The organism is Pigmentiphaga sp. NML080357, assembly GCF_002188465.1.
Taxonomy (GTDB): domain Bacteria; phylum Pseudomonadota; class Gammaproteobacteria; order Burkholderiales; family Burkholderiaceae_B; genus Pigmentiphaga.
In genome coordinates this window covers 1-16,025 of sequence record NZ_NINW01000033.1, presented here as the reverse complement: position 1 = coordinate 16,025, position 16,025 = coordinate 1, and the positions used below count along the sequence as shown (strand labels likewise).

Genomic DNA, 16,025 nt, shown 5'->3' with positions numbered 1-16,025 from the left:
GGTAAAGATATATATTGAATATATCTTATCAAATTCCGAAGGACCGGCGCCTTTCGTGCCGACGCGGACGAGAATTGCTACAGTATGTACGGCACCGCATTTGCTTGTGATTTTCCATGTCGCACCTGGCATCGCTTTGGACCCAGTTGATAGCCTGGGTCAGTACCCATTTCGTCGAACCGGCCGTCGCCTTCCTGCACATCGCCGACACCGCGGGCAACCCGCTGGAGATTTCCGAGGCATTGCTGATCGCGCTGCTGCAGCTGTTCATCATCGGGTTCATTTTCCGGCCGCTGGAAAGCCTGGCGCCGGCCGAGCGCTGGCCCGACCGCCGGCACACCCGCATCGATCGCCTCTATACGCTGCTGATGCTGCTGGGCCTGTTTCCTCTGTTCAGCTACCTGGTCCTGACGCCCTTCGCCAACATGCTCGGCGGCCTGGGCGGCGGTCCCGAAGCCGGCCCCACCTCGTCGGGGCTCAAGCACTGGGTGCCGTGGTTCGAGGACCATCCTTATGTGCTGTTCCTGGTCTATTACCTCGTCTACGACTGCGTCTACTACTGGATGCACCGGGCGCAGCATGCCATCCCATGGTGGTGGGCCCTGCACAGCATGCACCACAGCCAGCGGCAGATGAGCTGCTGGACGAACGACCGCGGCAGCTACATCGACGGCGTGCTGCAGTCGTTCATCCTGGCCACGGTGGGACTGGCGATGGGCGTGGAGCCGTCGGAATTCGCGCTGCTCGGGCTCCTGAGCGAACTCGTGCAGAACCTCTCGCACACGAACGTGCGCTTCGGCTTCGGCCGCATCGGCGAAAGGCTGCTGGTCGACCCCAAGTTCCACCGCCTGCACCACATGGTCCGCGATCCCGAGCGGCCCTCGCTGCACAACTGCAATTTCGGCCAGGTGCTGCCCATCTGGGACATCCTTTTTGGCACCGCGCTGTATGGAGAGAAGGTACGCCCGACGGGCGTCAGCGATCCGATGGTCGATGTCGACAACGAATATGGCCTGGTCGGACAGCAGTGGCAGGCGGCCAGGCGCTTCTGGGGCGCGGTGCGCCGGCCCGCCGGCTGGAAGCTGGGGGACGTCTCGTTCGGTCCCGACTACGCGCCCATCCCGAGCGACGAGGCCACGCACCTGCCCGAGCGAGTCCCGGCCAATGCGGCGGGTGGGGCGCCCGCCGCGGGGCTCATGGGCGCGCCAGGTGCCACACGCCGTTGAAGCCGTCGCCGGTACGGTCGCCCGGCGCCCGGTCCTTGGTCCAGAAGTACAGCGGCTTGCCCCGGTAGGCCCACTGACGGCTGCCGTCCTGGCGCGTGATGACCATCCAGTCGCCGCTGCGCTTGGCGTCGGCAGGGGCCGTCAGGGGAGGCCAGTTCTGCGCGCAGGCGCTGTTGCAGGCGCTCTGTCCGACCGGGTCGCGGTCGAAGGTGTACAGGCTCATGCCGTTGGGAGCCACCAGCACGCCGTCGCTGACCTTGGCGGGCTCCCTGACCGACAGCGATGAGCAGCCCGCCGCGAGGATCGCGCCGGCGCATGCGGCGTAGACGAAAGCTCGAACCATGATGCCTCCTTCAGAAAATTCATGCGTTGCACGGAGGCGGCCGTCTCGTTCGCATTCCATGCCGCCGCCGGCCGCCGCGTCGAGGCCGGGTAGGACACGGCCGGCGACCAGTATGGTGGCTTTCGGCGCGATCTCGCATATCGCGCAGCCGGAGGCGTTGTAAGAATTTGCAACTCGGCGCGGGCCGATGTTTCCAAGAATGTCGGCCGCCATGGCGCAATCGGGCATGAGCCATAATGGCGCCGGTATCCATCACCGTCATGCTCATGAAAAGCGAGTCCACCTTCGAATGGCTGGGCGCCATGCTCGGCGAAGCCATACGCACCATCGTCGCGGCGCTCAAGACTGTGTTCGGCGGCTTCGGCGAGGCCGTCGGCGAGTTTTCGTCCGGCCTGGCCGAGGCGCTGGGCATGAGCCCGACGCTGTTCAACTTCGCGTTGCTGGTGCTGGGACTGCTGCTGCTCTATGCCGGCATCCGGGCCCTGATGAATCGATCGATCCTGGGAGCGATCTTCTGGTTCATCCTGGCGGTGCTGCTGCTGGGCGGCCTGATCGGCGAGACCGGCGCCACCGCCTGAATGGCGCGTCGTCCGACACCGCGGTTGCGGCGGGACGGCAATTGCGGTGTCATGGAACGCTTTCATTGCCGAGGTACGTGCATGCTTCCCATCCTCATCCTGCAGACCGGCGGCCCGCCTCATGCCGTCGGAACCGTCTATGGCGGCTTCGACCGCATGGTCAGCGAGGTGGCCGGGCTGAATCCCGCGCGCCTGGCCCGCGTGGCGGCCTACAAGGGCGAGAGGCCGGAAGCGCCGTCGCGCTACGCGGCGGCGTTGATCACCGGTTCGCGCGCGAACGTGACCGACCACGCCTCGTGGAGCGAGGACTGCGCCGGATGGGTGCGCGACGCGATGGACGCATCGTTGCCCTTGTTCGGCATCTGCTATGGGCATCAGCTGATGAGCTACGCGCTCGGAGGGCGCATCGACTACCTGGGCGACGGCCGCGAGATCGGCACCGGGGAGGTCGAGCTGACCGAGGCGGCGCGCGAGGATTCGCTGCTGGCCGGCGTGCCGCCTTTGTTCGCGGCCCATTTCATTCACGAACAGACCGTGGCCGAGCCGCCCGCGGGAGCGGTCGTGCTGGCGCGCAACCACCGGGATCGGCACCAGATGCTGCGGTATGGCCCGACGGCCGTATCGGTGCAGTTCCATCCGGAATTCACCGCGCCCGTCATGCGGGCCTATTTCGACGTGATGCGCGAAGGGCTGGGCCAGGAGGGCTTGGACGTTCCGGCCTTGCGCGCCGGCGTCTCGGAGACGCCGGTTTCCCATGCCATCATGCGGCGGTTCTTCGAGGAGGCGGCAGCGGTCTCGCGCACCGAGCCCGCCGGCGCAAGATCCTGACGAACCGCGATCCGCCATCGCAATCAAGGAGACTGCAAGCCCTATGCATGCCTTTCGCGTGCGCCGGCCCGGAAGCCGGCTGCTACCCGCCCTGGGCGCCGGCATGGCCATGCTGGCGGCCAGCGCGGCCCATGCCCAGCTCGATACCGACGCCTGCCTTGCCAGGCTGAGGCCGGGCGCGCCGGCCAACGGCATCCAGGTGGCCGATTTCGATACTTACACCCAGGGCGCCGCGCTGCTGGCATCCACGGTGGCGGCCGCCCAGGCCCAGCCCGAAGGAAAGGAGACCTGGTGGGACTACATCGCCAAGACGGTGGACGACGAGCGCGTGGCCGACGGCCGCCGGTTGATGGCGGCCGAAGCGGGGCCGCTGACGCAGATCGCCGACCGCTACGAGGTGGACGGCGAAGTGCTGGTCGCCATTTTCGGCATCGAGACCAACTATGGCGTGCAATTGGGCAAGACCCGCGTGCTCGATGCCTGGCTGACCCGGGCCTGTACCGAAGGCAAGCCCCTGTGGATCAAGAACGTTTACGCCTCGATACGCCTGCTGCGCGATGGGCTGGTGGTGCCCGAGACATTCGTCGGCTCGTGGAGCGGGGCGTTCGGCATGACGCAGTTCATCCCCACCTCGTTCTACGAGCTGGCGGCCGACGGCGATGGAGACGGCCGGATAGACCTGTACGGATCGCTGCCCGATGCGCTGGCATCCACCGCCAGCCACTTGCGCAAGCGGCGGGCGCGCTGGACCCGGGGGCTGCTGCCCGTGATCGAGGTCAAGCTTCCGCCAGCCGTGGCGGCCGCGGTGCCGGCCGGGGAAGAGTTCGCCGGCGGGGAGCGCCGCAGCCTGGCCGAGTGGGCGAAGCTCGGCGTGGTGCGCGCGGACGGGGGCAGGCCGGACCGCTCCCGCTCGGGCGAACCTGCGCCTGACTCGCAGGCTTATCTGTTCGCCCCGACCGGGGCCGGCGGGCCGGTATTCCTGGCCACCCGCAATTTCGAGGCCATCCTGAGCTACAACGGTTCGCGCAAGTATGCGCTCGCGGTCAGCCTGTTGATCGACCGGCTGCGCGGCGAACCGGCGCTTGCCACGGCCTGGCCCACCGACGACCCGGGGCTCTCGCGTGCCGAGATACGCGAGCTCCAGGCGCTGCTCCTGGCCCGCGGCCATGACGTCGGAACGCCGGACGGGATTCCGGGCGGCCGCACGCGAGCGGCGGTCGCGGCCGAGCAGGAGCGGGCCGGCATGGCGGTGGACGGCAGGGTGGGGCGGCGCATCCTCGATGCCCTGAGGCAGAACCCGATACCGGGTCCGGAGCAAGGCCCGCTGCCGGCGCCCCAACCCGGGAGCGGCGCGTGACGACCGGCATCCTGGCGGTAGACATCGGCGGCAGCGGCCTGAAGGCTGCCGTCATCGATGACACGGGCACCCGCATCAGCAAGCGTGTGCGGGTGCCGACGCCGCAGCCTTGCCCGCCCGGAGTCCTGGTCGACAAGGTGGCGCGCATGGCGGCCAAGCTGGAAGGCTACGACCGCATCTCCATCGGCTTTCCCGGCGTGATCCGCCAGCAGCGCGTACTGACGGCGGTCAATCTCGGCTCGAAGGAATGGATAGGATTTCCGCTGGCGCAGGTCCTGGGCGAACGCCTGGGGTGCCCGGCGCGGATGATCAACGACGCCGACATGCAAGGCTACGGCCTGGTGCGCGGAAGCGGCCTGGAGTTCGTCATGACCCTGGGCACAGGCGTCGGCACGGCGCTGTTCCGCGATGGCGAGCTGATGCCGCACCTGGAACTGGCCCATCATCCCATCGACGGCGAAAGAACCTACGAGGAATACCTGGGCGGCGCGGCGCTGCTGTCTGTGGGCAAGAAGCGCTGGAACCGGCGCCTGCTCAAGGCGCTGGCCCTGATCGACATCCTGCTCAAGCCCGATCACGTGTTCCTGGGCGGCGGCAATGCGCGCGAGATTGCGATCGAACTGCCGGCCCATGCCAGTGTGGGCTCGAATGCCGCCGGGATCAGCGGCGGCGCTGCGCTCTGGCGCGACTGGGACGCCGTGCGCTCCTGAAGAAGGCCCCCACCGGCGTGGCGGGTCAGGCGGCGCTCAAGGCAGTTCCGCCGGATAGCTGTCCAGCGCCAGGGAGATCTGGCGCCGTATGTCCCAATCGGCCAGCGTGGCCTGCACGGCGCCGTAGTAGACGCCGTTCTTGACCACGAACATGGAGGGCAGGTGGAACACCTCGTAGCGTTCCACGAGGCCCCGGTTGCGGCCCGCGTCTATCCAGCAGATGCGGCCCACCGGCAGGCTCATGTCGGGGAGCTGGGCGCGCGCCAGCTTGCAGTTGGCGCAGGTGGCGCTGGTGAAGACCAGCAGCGAGGTGCCGGGCGCATCCAGCAGGAAGCGGTCGGCAGTGCCGTCGTCGAGTTCGATTTGTTCCATGCACGAGGCGGCGGCCGGACGGCGCCGCGCAAAGGTTATGGGCGACAATATATCGGATTTCCTTCCCCGACCTCCGCCGAGCCATGCACGACACCCGCCGCAACGGCCAGCCCACGCGATGCGCCTGGGCCGGCAATGACGATCTCTACATCGCCTACCACGACCACGAATGGGGCCGGCCGCTGACCGGCGATGCGGCGCTGTTCGAGCGCATCAGCCTGGAAGGTTTCCAGGCCGGCCTGAGCTGGCTGACCATCCTGCGCAAGCGGCCCGCATTCCGCCAGGCGTTCGCGGGGTTCGACATCGACAAAGTGGCCGCCTTCGGCGCGCGCGACGTGGAACGGCTGCTTGGCGATGCCGGCATCGTGCGCCACCGCGGCAAGATCGAGGCGGTCGTCAACAATGCGCAGCGCGCGGTGGAATTGCGCGCCGAGGCCGGTTCGCTGTCCGCATTCCTGTGGCGCTACGAGCCCGCGGCCGTGCACCACGGTCCGCCTCGCGCCGAGTCGCCCGAGTCGCGGGCCCTGTCCAAGGAACTGAAGCGGCGCGGCTGGCGATTCGTCGGCCCGACCACCATGTATTCGCTGATGCAGGCGGTGGGCATGGTCAACGATCACGGGCCGGATTGCATGTGCCATGCCGAAGTCGAGCGCCTGCGCAAGGCCTTCGAGCGGCCGGGAGCTCGATAGCCTATTCCCAGCCGCCGCCCAGGGCCAGGAACAGCGCGACCTGGTCCGTGGCCAGCTGGCCCTGGGCCGAAGCCAGCGCGCTTTCCGAGCCGGCGAGCGTGCGGTCGGCGTCCAGCGCGGTGAGAAAATCGGTGCGGCCCAGCCGGTACAGCGTACGGGCCTGTTCGGCGGCGTCGCGATTCCGGTCGCGTGCCGCGCGCAGCGCGTCGGCGCGATCCAGGTCGCGCGCGTAGACCGTCAACGCGCTGGACGTCTCCTGCAAGGCATTGAGCACCGTGGCGTCGAATCGGGCGAGCGCCGCCGCGCTGCCGGCTCGCGCTTGCGCGATATGGCTGCGCGCCACGCCGGTGTCGGGCAGGTTCCACGAGATCAGCGGACCCAGGCTCCAACGGAAGGTGTTGGCCGCGCCGAACTGCGACAGGGCGCCGGTGCTGCCGGCCGACAGGCCCAAAGTGATGCTGGGATACAGCTCGGCGGTGGCTACGCCTATGCGCGCGGTGGCCGCGGCCAGCGTGCGTTCAGCCTGGCGGATGTCGGGGCGGCGGCGCAGCAGCGCGCTGCCGTCCCCGACGGGAATCGGTTCGTGCAGCGTGGGCGGGACGTGGCAGTTCGCGATGGAAGCGGGCAGCGAACCCGGGACCTTGCCGGTCAGCACCGCCAGCCGGTAGAGCGCCGTCGAACGTTGTGCCTCCAGCGGCGGCACGGCGGCACGCAATTGTTCGAGCTGCCCTTGGGCGCGGCTGACGTCCAGCGAGGTGCCGCGGCCCATCCCGGCCCGTTTCCGGGTCAGTTCGGCGAACTGTTCCTGCAGCGCGATGGAGCGCCGCGCCACGTCCAGTTGCCGTCCCGCCGAGCAGATGTCGGCGTAGGCGCGCACCGTCCCCGCCGCGACCGTCACGCGCGCCAGGTCATATGCGGCCTGGGCTGCCTGCGCGTCTGCGCCGGCGGCCTCGATGGCGCGGGATATCTTGCCGAACATGTCGACCTGGTAGGACACCGAGGCACCGGCGTCATAGGTGCCGGTATCGGGCAGCGCGTACGGAACGCCCTTGGCTGCGCCGGACGAGCGGCCATAGGCCGGCGAGGCGCTGACCGTGGCGCCGGGACGGCGCGCCGCATTGGCTTCGTCGACCGCCGCGGCGGCGCGCTGCAGGTTGGCGGCAGCCACCCGCAGGTCGGTGTTGGCGGCGAAGGCGTCGGCGATGAGGGTATCGAGCACCGGATCGTCGTAGAGGCGCCACCAATGGGGCGGCAGGGGCGTGGCTTGGGCCGCTCGCGGCTCCAGGCCGGCAAGCGGGCCATGTGCGGCGTCGAGCCTGGCGGCGGCTTGCGAGGGAATCTCGTAGTCCGGCCCGACAGTGGAGCAGGCGGCCATCGCGCCGAGCAATGCGGCTGCGAGGCAGCGTAGAGCGATGGTTTTCATGATGTTCATCCCGCCGAATGAGTCGTGGCGGCATGTTCGTGCACTTCCACGGTGGCCGTCTGGCCGGCCACGAGCCGGGTGGAGGCCGGAACCCGGTCGATCGCCACCCGCACCGGTATGCGCTGGGCGAGGCGCACCCAGTTGAACGTGGGGTTGACGTTGGGCAGAAGGTTGGCGGCAGTGCTGCGATCGCGGTCGGCGATGCCCTCGGCGAAGCTCTCCACGTGGCCTTCCAGCGGTTCGCTCGCGCCCATCAGCGAGACCGTGACCGGATCGCCGACGTGGATGCGCGGCAGCTTGTTTTCTTCGAAATAACCTTCGACGTAGAAGGAATCGCGATCGACCAGCGCCATGACGGGATGGCCCGCCGTCACGTAGCCGCCTCCCCGCAGGTCGAGGTTGGTGACGTAGCCGTTGACCGGCGAGACGACGGTGCTGCGTGCGAGATTGAGCTTGGCCAGGTCGAGGGCCGCCGTTGCCTGGGCGAGCGCGGCGCGCAATTGTTCGGTACGCGCAAGCGCCTGCTCGCGCGTTTCCTGGGCCACCAGTTCGCCGAGTTCGCCGTTGCGGCGGACTTCGCGCGTGGCCTGGGCGAGCGCCGCGCGCTGAGATTGCACGGTGGCCTGGGCTTGCCGCAATGCCAGCTCGTATCGCGCCTTGTCGACCTGGAACAGCACCTGGCCGGCGCGCACGGGCTGGTTGTCACGCACCAGGACCTGGGTGACCTGGCCGGTCACGTCGGGCGCCACCTGCACCACGTAGGCCTTGACGCGCCCGTCGCGCGTCCAGGGCCGGACTTCGTAGCGCTGCCACAGGGTCCATCCGGCGGTGACGGCAATGGCCAGGACCAGCATCGTCAATGCGAACCGGCCCAGGGCCGGCAGGGGAATCTTCGGAATCACGTCAGAACTCTCGAGTAAACAGGAACGACAGACAGGCCAGCACGATGACGAACAGGCACAGATCGAACAGCGGCGGATGCCATACGTGGCGGTAAAGGCCGGCGCGGGCGAGCGCGCGGCCGAGCAGCCGCGCCACGACGATGGCCGCGAAAGTCAGCACGAGCAGGGTGGGCATGTAGAGCCCGTAGACATTGATTTCACCGAACATGGACGGGCTCCGTGCGGGAGGAGGCCGGCTGGTAGTCGCCGGCGTCGGGGTAGAGGTCGCGGCGGAGGCCGCCCAGCGCGGCCACCGCGTCGCGCTGCTCGGACGAGGCATGCAGCGCGCAGGCGGCGCGCAGCATGCCGTCGAGGCGTTCGAGCAGCTCGGGCGAGGGGCGCTGCGTGGGCCGGCGGCGGCTCTCGAAGAAGGCGGACAGCGTCCTGAGCAGCGGGCGTACGTCCAGGCCGGCTCGATCCAGGACGGGCTGGGTACGCAGGAGCTGGGTCATGTTCAGGCCTACCCGCAGGTCGGCCAGCGCGTCGGCGCCCTGCAGGTCGGCATTGCCGCGCGCGACAGCCAGGCGCGGAGAGAGCAGCGCAAGGCGATCGAGCATGCGCGCCGAGATCTCCGTCACCGTAATGTTGCCTACCGAGTCGGCGCGGCCGAGCTCGGCCAGCTCCTTCCAGCTGGCGCGCAGCAGCCGCAAGGCGCTGCGGTCGGCGCTGATGGTGCGGAACAGGCGCGTGCACACTGCCGCCGCGACGATGCCGGCGACTTGCGCCAGCATGCTGTTGACGAAGGACACGAGATCCGCGGTCTGCGTATCGTGCAGGGCCAGCGCGCCGGTGATGCCGAACAGGAAGGCCATGGCGGGGCCCATGGTCGCCGGCCGGGCGATGAGCACGCCCAGCACGAGAAAGAGGGGCGCGGTAGTCAGCACCAGCATCTCGAAGCTGTGCACCGCCGGCAGCACGGCGAGCAGATAGAACGCCGCGCACGGAATGGACAGCAGCGTGAACTTCAGGAATACGCGTATGGCGGGGACGGGGTTGTCCTGGGTGGCGAAGAGGCAGCAGAAGATGGCGGCCATCAGCGCCGCGCCGGAACCGGCCTGCCACGCGGACGCGATCCAGAACAGGCAGCACGCGAGGATGGCCACGGTGGCGGCGAAGGCCGACAGCAGGGCGAGGCCGCGATCGGTGTGCAGGACCCGCGGCGAAAGCCCGGGTTGTTCACGAATCGAGGGAGAGGCGGCGTCGTGCAGGCCGCTTTCGATGTGGGTGCGCAGGGCGCGCGAATCGGCGTAGGCATTGACCAGCGCCTTCAGGCGTGAACCCAGGTTCAGCTCCAGGATCTCGCGCCAGGTCATGCCCGGAGTGACAGCGGGACTGCTGGCGTCGATGGCGCGCAGGAGGGCCGCCATGCGCACCGGGTCGGGTCGCCCGGCGTCGCGCACCCAGTCGGCGACCTCCCGCATGGCCGCGGTCCAGCGCTGCGCCAGGCCGGCGGACATGCCGCGCAGTACCGCCAGCCGGTCTTCGATGGAGGACAGGAGCGGCAGCATCAGGGAAATGCGGTCCTGCACGGCATGAATGGCGTTCGAGGTCCACCGCAGGTGCGAGGTATCGAATGGCAGGTGGGTAGCCATCAGGCGCAGGTCGGTGATGTCGGCTGCGAGCTTGCGCCGGTCCTGCTGGCCGGCGTCCGTGCCGCCGTCCAGCGCATCGACGATCCATCGCTGCGCATCGCCGTAGGCCCGCTGCACGCGTGCCAGGAGCACGGGACCGATGCCTTGCGGAAAGACGAGACTGTGCACCAGCGTCGCGCAGCCTATGCCCAGCAGGATTTCTTCCACCCGGGCGAGCGAGGTGTCGAATATCTGCTCGGGCTGCGTAACCGTGGGAAAGCCGATCAGGGCGGCGGTATAGCCCGCCAGCATGAACACATAGGAGCGGGGCGTGCGGTCGAGCAGGGAGATGTACAGGCACAGCCCCACCCACACCGCGAAGACCAGCGACAGCAGTTCGGGGGCATTGACCAGCAGCGGGATGGTGCCCAGGGCCATGGCCGATCCCAGCGTCGTGCCGGCGACGCGGTAGATGGCCTTGGAGCGCACCGCTCCCGCCAGCGGACTGGTGACCACATAGGCCGTCATCATGGCCCAGAAAGGCCGCGGCAGGCCGATGCGCATCGCCACGTAGAGGGCGAGGACGGCGGCGGCATAGCTCTTGAGCGAGAACAGCGTTTCGGAAAGACTGGGGGACTTCATGGGGACGACGGGGGGCCGGGCTCCTGATTGCGTTGTTCGATCGCGGTCTGCAGGCCTTCGAGAGTACGCAGGCAAGCCTCGATGTCGTCCAGTTTCTGGCCGGCGAACAATTCGCGCCGGAACGGGATCAGGGCGGCTTCGATCCGGTCGGCGCATTGCCGGCCGGCGGCCGTGAGGTAAAGGGATTTGGCGCGGCGGTCGGTGGCGTCTTCGCGGCGTTCCACCAGGCCGAGTTCGATGACGCGGTCGATGACGCGAACGACCGAAGAGGGCTCGATGCCCAGGGCTTCGGCCACCGCGCCGGGACGAGCGCCGTCGCCCAGGCGGCCGATCATGACCACGGGCCAGGCGGTGGCTTGCGACAGGCCGAAATCGGCGGCCATCTTGTCGGCCGCCGATTTGTACGCCCGGGAGGTACGGCCCAGCGCCATGGTGAGTTGCGTCAGCAACGCATCTAATTTTTCCATGCAAAATATTAGCATGCAAAATATTTGTTTGTGAAGTTAATGACGTGCCGATGCAACAGGGATCGCGGCATGCGATCCCTGGAAAGGAGGGAAGGGGGAGGGGAACGGAGGCCGGCGGTCACCGGCCTCCCGGGTCAGAAGACGCTTTCCGCCAGATTGTGCTGCTCGATGACCGAGCGCACGGTATGGCCCGACGGTTGACAGGCAAATTCACATTCCGCGGCGGAATGCATCTGGCAGCCGCTGAGCAGGGGACATCGGCTGAACAGCTCCGCCACCCAGTCCACGAAGACCCGCACCTTGGGCGAGAGGTGGCGGTTGTGCAGGTAGACCACGGAAATGGGCATGGGGGAAGGTTTCCACGCGTGCAGCACCTCCCGCAGCTGACCCGATTCCAGGTAGGGCAGCACCATGTAGCGCGCAGGCTGGATGAGGCCGAATCCCTGCAATCCGCAGGCGACGTAGGCATCGGAGTCGTTGACAGAGACGATGCCGTTGACCTTGACCTCGGTGGCGACGCCGTCGACGACGAAGTCCCAGTCAATGGTGCGGCCGGTGCGGGTGGAGAAATAGTGCACCGCGTGGTGGTGCTTGAGGTCCTCGAGCGTGCGCGGCTCGCCGTAGGTGTCCAGATAGGCGGGGGCGGCGCAGGTGAGGCTCTCGAAGGTGCCGATGCGCCGGGCCACCATCGAGGAATCCTGCAGGTCGCCGACCCGGATGGCGCAGTCCACCGCTTCCTGCACCAGGTCCACGGGGCGGTCGCCCATGCCGATGACCAGTTCGATGTCCGGATACCGCTCGTGGAATTCGCACAGCGCCGGAATGAGGATGGAGCGCCCGATCGAGGCGGGCGTGTCGATGCGCAGCCGGCCCCGCGGACCGCGCGAGACGTCGCGGAACGAGGACTCGGTTTCCTCCAGGTCGGCGAGGATGCGCACGCAGCGTTCGTAATACGAGGCGCCGTCGGGCGTGAGGCTGATCTTGCGGGTAGTCCGGTTCAGCAGCCGCACCTGCAGCATGCGCTCCAGGTTCCGGATGGTGGTGCTGACCGTGGCGCGCGGCAGGCCGAGGTTGTCGGCCGCAAGGGTGAAACTGTTGGCTTCCACGACGCGGGTGAAAACCTGCATGGCTTGGAATCGATCCATGGGTGCTCCTGGCTCGGCCCGGGAATTGTTCGTCTATGACGAATAGTGTTTGCAAAAAGGCGGGATTTATCGGAATCACGATAACACTCAAAATCGGCCATCGCCTTATTCACCCATACGAACCCGAGGTTTTTCCATGTCTCTTTTTCGCAAACGTACGGTGGCGGTGGCCGCGGCCATCGCCGTGCTCGGCGCCGCCGGCGCCGTAGCGGTGCTGCGCGTGCCGGCCCTCGCCGGCGAGGAAGCGCCCGCGCCCGTGGCCGCGCCCCAGGCCGCGGTGGTGGACGTGGCCGAAGTCGTCCACCGCACCATCATCGATTGGCGCGCCTACTCAGGACGGCTGGAGGCCGTGGACCGCGTCGAGATCCGCCCGCTGGTGTCCGGCACGCTGACCGCCGTCCACTTCAAGGACGGTGCCCTGGTCAAGAAGGGCGACGTGCTGTTTACCATCGATCCGCGCCCCTATGCAGCGGAGGTGGCCCGCATGCAAGCCCAACTGGCCGCTGCGCAGGCGCGCGAGGCCTACACCGCGTCGGAGCTGGCGCGCGGCCAGCGGTTGCTCGCCGACAACGCCATCGCCAAGCGCGATTTCGAGGAAAAGCAGAACGCCGCGCGCGAAGCGGCGGCCAATCTGCAGGCGGCGCAGGCAGCGCTCGAGGCCGCCCGGCTGAACCTGGAATACACCCGCATTACCGCGCCGGTCAGCGGACGCATTTCGCGCGCCCAGGTCACGGTGGGCAACGTCGTTGCCGCCGGAGCCGCCTCGGCGCCGTTGACCACGCTGGTGTCGACCGCCCGCCTGTACGCGGCGTTCGACGTGGACGAGCCGACCTATCTGAAGATCGCCCAGGCCAGCCGCGCCGACGGCGGGACCATCCCGGTCTACCTGGGGCTGGCCAACGAAGAGGGCTATCCGCGGAAGGGATCGGTCAGTTTCATCGACAACAAGCTGGACGTGGCTTCCGGAACCATCCGCGTGCGGGCGGTATTCGACAACCCGGACGGCCAGCTGATCCCGGGGTTGTACGCGCGCGTGCAACTGGGCAGCGGCCAGCCGCGCGACGCGCTGCTGATCGACGAACGGGCGGTGGGCACCGACCAGGACAAGCGCTTCGTGCTGGTGCTCGACGCTTCCAACCGCACCAGCTACCGGCAGGTGCAGCTGGGGGCGACGAACGAAGGGCTGCGCGTGGTCGAATCCGGCCTGAAGGCGGGCGAGCGCATCGTCGTCAACGGCTTGCAGCGCGTGCGCCCGGGCGAGGCGGTGGAACCCCGTCCGGTCCCGATGGCGGGCAACGCCGGCCGGCTGGCGGGCGAGCGACCGCCGACCGGGGGCGAGCCGCTGCGCGAGCCGGCCGGTCGCCAGGCCAAACAAGTCTAAGGCGGACCGGAAGCAGTCATGAATATTTCCAAGTTCTTCATCGACCGGCCCATTTTCGCGGGCGTGCTGTCGGTCCTGATCCTGCTCGGCGGCGCGCTGGCCATGTTCCAGTTGCCCATTTCCGAGTATCCCGAAGTCGTTCCGCCCTCGGTCGTGGTGCGGGCGCAATACCCCGGCGCCAATCCCAAGGTGATCGCCGAGACCGTGGCCTCGCCGCTGGAGGAATCCATCAACGGCGTCGAGAACATGCTGTACATGCAGTCGCAGGCCAACAGCGACGGCAACCTGGCGGTCACGGTGACCTTCCGGCTCGGCATGGACCCGGACAAGGCGCAGCAGCTGGTGCAGAACCGGGTGTCGCAGGCCTTGCCGCGCTTGCCCGAGGACGTGCAGCGGCTGGGCGTGACCACGATCAAGAGTTCGCCGACGCTGACGATGGTGACCCACCTGATCTCGCCCGACGATCGCTACGACATCACCTATCTGCGCAATTACGCGTTGATCAACGTCAAGGATCGTCTGGCGCGCATTCCCGGCGTGGGCGAGGTGCAGCTGTGGGGAGCCGGCAATTATTCGATGCGCGTCTGGCTGGATCCGCAGAAAGTCGCGCAGCGGGGATTGACGGCGTCGGACGTGGTGGCGGCCATCCGCGAGCAGAACGTGCAGGTGGCGGCGGGCGTGATCGGCGCCTCGCCCAGCGCTTCCGACGTGTCCCTGCAATTGTCGGTGAACACGCAAGGCCGGCTGCAGACCGAATCTGACTTCGGCAACATCGTGCTCAAGACGTCGCCCGACGGCGGCGTGACGCGCCTGTCCGACGTGGCGCGCATCGAGCTGGCGGCGGCCGAGTACGGATTGCGCTCGCTGCTGGACAACAAGCCCGCCGTGGCGCTGGCCATCATGCAATCGCCCGGCGCCAACGCCTTGGCGGTATCGGACCAGGTGCGCGCCGCGATGAAGGACATGGCGCAGGACTTTCCGTCGTCGGTGGACTACCGCATCGTCTACGACCCCACGCAGTTCGTGCGCGCCAGCATCAAGGCAGTGGTCATCACGCTGCTGGAAGCGGTGGCCCTGGTGGTGCTGGTGGTCATCGTGTTCCTGCAGACCTGGCGCGCTTCCATCATTCCGCTGCTGGCGGTGCCGGTGTCCATCGTGGGAACGTTCTCGCTGATGCTGGCCTTCGGCTATTCGATCAACGCGCTGTCGCTGTTCGGCATGGTGCTGGCCATAGGGATCGTGGTCGACGACGCCATCGTGGTGGTGGAGAACGTCGAGCGCAACATCGCGGCCGGGCTCACGCCGCGCGAGGCCACATATCGCGCCATGCGCGAAGTCAGCGGGCCCATCATCGCCATCGCGTTGACGCTGGTCGCGGTGTTCGTGCCGCTGGCGTTCATGACCGGATTGAGCGGCCAGTTCTACAAGCAGTTCGCCATGACGATCGCCATCTCCACGGTGATCTCGGCGTTCAACTCGCTGACCCTGTCGCCCGCGCTGGCGGCCTTGCTGCTGAAGTCGCACGACGCCCAGCCCGATGGCCTGACGCGCGTGATGAACCGCCTGTTCGGCGGATTCTTCCGCCGCTTCAACCATATGTTCGGCCGGGCCTCGGAGCGGTATGGGCAAGGCGTGTCCGGCGTCATTTCGCGCAAGGCCATGGTGGGGTCGTCTCAGAAAACGGAAAAAATCGTACGCTAAGACCCGGAGAGCGGACGTAGCGGCCTGAACTTCCCCGCGCCGATCTTGGCGCTGCTACGCCAGAGGTAATCGCCGGTCAGGTTGATGTGTTCCCAGCCGAGTGGCGACAGGTACTGCAACAGGCCGTCATCGACGGCTTGACCGTGGCCGCGCAGGGCGTTCGCCGCCCGCTCCAGATAGACCGTGTTCCACAATACGATGGCCGCCGTTACTAGGTTGAGGCCGCTGGCCCGGTAGCGCTGCTGCTCGAAACTGCGGTCGCGGATTTCGCCCAGGCGGTTGAAGAACACGGCACGGGCCAGCGCGTTGCGGGCTTCGCCCTTGTTCAACCCGGCATGCACGCGGCGACGCAGTTCCACGCTTTGTAGCCAGTCCAGAATGAACAGCGTGCGCTCGATGCGTCCCAGCTCGCGCAAGGCGACGGCCAAGCCGTTCTGGCGCGGATAGCTGCCGAGCTTGCGCAACATCAGCGAGGCCGTCACCGTGCCCTGCTTGATCGAGGTAGCCAGCCGCAGGATTTCTTCGTAAGCGGTTAGCGAACAACGCCCTATCGGGGTAGCGTACAAGTGGTCAAGCTTGCGTCCGCAACGACTTTTGCGGACGCAACCATGACGATCGAACAGGTAGACTTTCTCCCGCTGCAACCCATAC

16 protein-coding genes and 1 pseudogene are annotated in these 16,025 nt (G+C 67.8%); 8 read left to right on the top strand and 9 right to left on the bottom strand.

What is annotated here, in order from left to right; translation table 11 throughout:
• Positions 1 to 116: 116 nt before the first annotated feature.
• Positions 117 to 1,226: a sterol desaturase family protein gene (locus CDO44_RS14480; protein ID WP_087780919.1), complete on the top strand. Its 1,110-nt coding sequence runs from the start codon at positions 117 to 119 to the stop codon at positions 1,224 to 1,226.
• On the opposite strand, the gene CDO44_RS14475 is transcribed toward CDO44_RS14480, so the two are convergent.
• Positions 1,195 to 1,569, bottom strand: coding sequence for a hypothetical protein (locus tag CDO44_RS14475; RefSeq protein WP_087780980.1), 375 nt, complete (start codon positions 1,567 to 1,569; stop codon positions 1,195 to 1,197). The two genes, CDO44_RS14480 and CDO44_RS14475, sit on opposite strands and share 32 nt — an antisense overlap.
• Positions 1,570 to 1,805: 236 nt before the next feature.
• Here CDO44_RS14475 and CDO44_RS14470 point away from each other — a divergent pair, with 236 nt between their 5' ends.
• From CDO44_RS14470 to CDO44_RS14455, 4 genes are all read left to right on the top strand, one after another.
• Positions 1,806 to 2,147, top strand: coding sequence for a hypothetical protein (locus tag CDO44_RS14470; RefSeq protein WP_233146188.1), 342 nt, complete (start codon positions 1,806 to 1,808; stop codon positions 2,145 to 2,147).
• Positions 2,148 to 2,228: 81 nt separating this feature from the next.
• Entirely contained in the window at positions 2,229 to 2,975 is a 747-nt protein-coding gene (locus CDO44_RS14465; RefSeq protein WP_087780918.1) for a glutamine amidotransferase, read from the top strand.
• A 43-nt stretch (positions 2,976 to 3,018) separates the two neighbouring features.
• Positions 3,019 to 4,332: a lytic murein transglycosylase gene (locus CDO44_RS14460; RefSeq protein WP_233146187.1), complete on the top strand. Its 1,314-nt coding sequence runs from the start codon at positions 3,019 to 3,021 to the stop codon at positions 4,330 to 4,332.
• Positions 4,329 to 5,042 carry an ROK family protein gene (locus CDO44_RS14455; protein ID WP_087780916.1) on the top strand — a complete coding sequence of 238 codons (714 nt, stop codon included), beginning with the start codon at positions 4,329 to 4,331 and terminating at the stop codon, positions 5,040 to 5,042. Before CDO44_RS14460 ends, CDO44_RS14455 begins: the two co-directional genes overlap by 4 nt.
• A gap of 36 nt (positions 5,043 to 5,078) precedes the next feature.
• On the opposite strand, the gene CDO44_RS14450 is transcribed toward CDO44_RS14455, so the two are convergent.
• The gene (locus CDO44_RS14450) at positions 5,079 to 5,414 is read right to left on the bottom strand and encodes a thioredoxin family protein (protein WP_087780978.1); all 336 of its coding nucleotides are present in this window, start codon (positions 5,412 to 5,414) and stop codon (positions 5,079 to 5,081) included.
• 83 nt (positions 5,415 to 5,497) lie between these two features.
• Between CDO44_RS14450 and CDO44_RS14445 the strand changes: the two genes are divergently transcribed.
• Complete coding sequence (locus tag CDO44_RS14445) at positions 5,498 to 6,103, top strand: DNA-3-methyladenine glycosylase I (protein WP_087780915.1); 606 nt, start codon at positions 5,498 to 5,500, stop codon at positions 6,101 to 6,103.
• A gap of 1 nt (position 6,104) precedes the next feature.
• Here CDO44_RS14445 and CDO44_RS14440 read toward each other — a convergent pair whose 3' ends face one another.
• From CDO44_RS14440 to CDO44_RS14415, 6 genes are all read right to left on the bottom strand, one after another.
• A complete protein-coding gene (locus tag CDO44_RS14440; RefSeq protein ID WP_369824674.1) occupies positions 6,105 to 7,517 on the bottom strand; it encodes an efflux transporter outer membrane subunit in 1,413 nt (470 codons plus the stop codon).
• A 14-nt stretch (positions 7,518 to 7,531) separates the two neighbouring features.
• Positions 7,532 to 8,380 carry an HlyD family secretion protein gene (locus CDO44_RS14435; RefSeq protein WP_087780976.1) on the bottom strand — a complete coding sequence of 283 codons (849 nt, stop codon included), beginning with the start codon at positions 8,378 to 8,380 and terminating at the stop codon, positions 7,532 to 7,534.
• 49 nt (positions 8,381 to 8,429) lie between these two features.
• Entirely contained in the window at positions 8,430 to 8,636 is a 207-nt protein-coding gene (locus CDO44_RS14430) for a DUF1656 domain-containing protein (protein ID WP_087780914.1), read from the bottom strand.
• A complete protein-coding gene (locus tag CDO44_RS14425) occupies positions 8,626 to 10,680 on the bottom strand; it encodes an FUSC family protein (protein WP_087780913.1) in 2,055 nt (684 codons plus the stop codon). The genes CDO44_RS14430 and CDO44_RS14425 overlap by 11 nt, the downstream gene beginning before the upstream one ends.
• Positions 10,677 to 11,147: a MarR family winged helix-turn-helix transcriptional regulator gene (locus CDO44_RS14420; protein WP_087780912.1), complete on the bottom strand. Its 471-nt coding sequence runs from the start codon at positions 11,145 to 11,147 to the stop codon at positions 10,677 to 10,679. Before CDO44_RS14420 ends, CDO44_RS14425 begins: the two co-directional genes overlap by 4 nt.
• 134 nt (positions 11,148 to 11,281) lie before the next feature.
• On the bottom strand, positions 11,282 to 12,292 hold the full coding sequence (locus CDO44_RS14415) for a LysR family transcriptional regulator (RefSeq protein ID WP_087780911.1): 1,011 nt from the start codon (positions 12,290 to 12,292) through the stop codon (positions 11,282 to 11,284).
• Between the two features lie 136 nt (positions 12,293 to 12,428).
• Between CDO44_RS14415 and CDO44_RS14410 the strand changes: the two genes are divergently transcribed.
• Together CDO44_RS14410 and CDO44_RS14405 are read left to right on the top strand one after the other, a co-directional pair.
• The gene (locus tag CDO44_RS14410) at positions 12,429 to 13,673 is read left to right on the top strand and encodes an efflux RND transporter periplasmic adaptor subunit (RefSeq protein WP_087780910.1); all 1,245 of its coding nucleotides are present in this window, start codon (positions 12,429 to 12,431) and stop codon (positions 13,671 to 13,673) included.
• Positions 13,674 to 13,691: 18 nt separating this feature from the next.
• Positions 13,692 to 15,338, top strand: a pseudogene (locus CDO44_RS14405) (efflux RND transporter permease subunit); the annotation flags it as partial.
• A gap of 32 nt (positions 15,339 to 15,370) precedes the next feature.
• Here the strand turns inward: CDO44_RS14405 and CDO44_RS14400 are convergent.
• A partial coding sequence (locus tag CDO44_RS14400; RefSeq protein ID WP_233146186.1) for a Tn3 family transposase occupies positions 15,371 to 16,025 on the bottom strand: 655 nt, incomplete at its 5' end.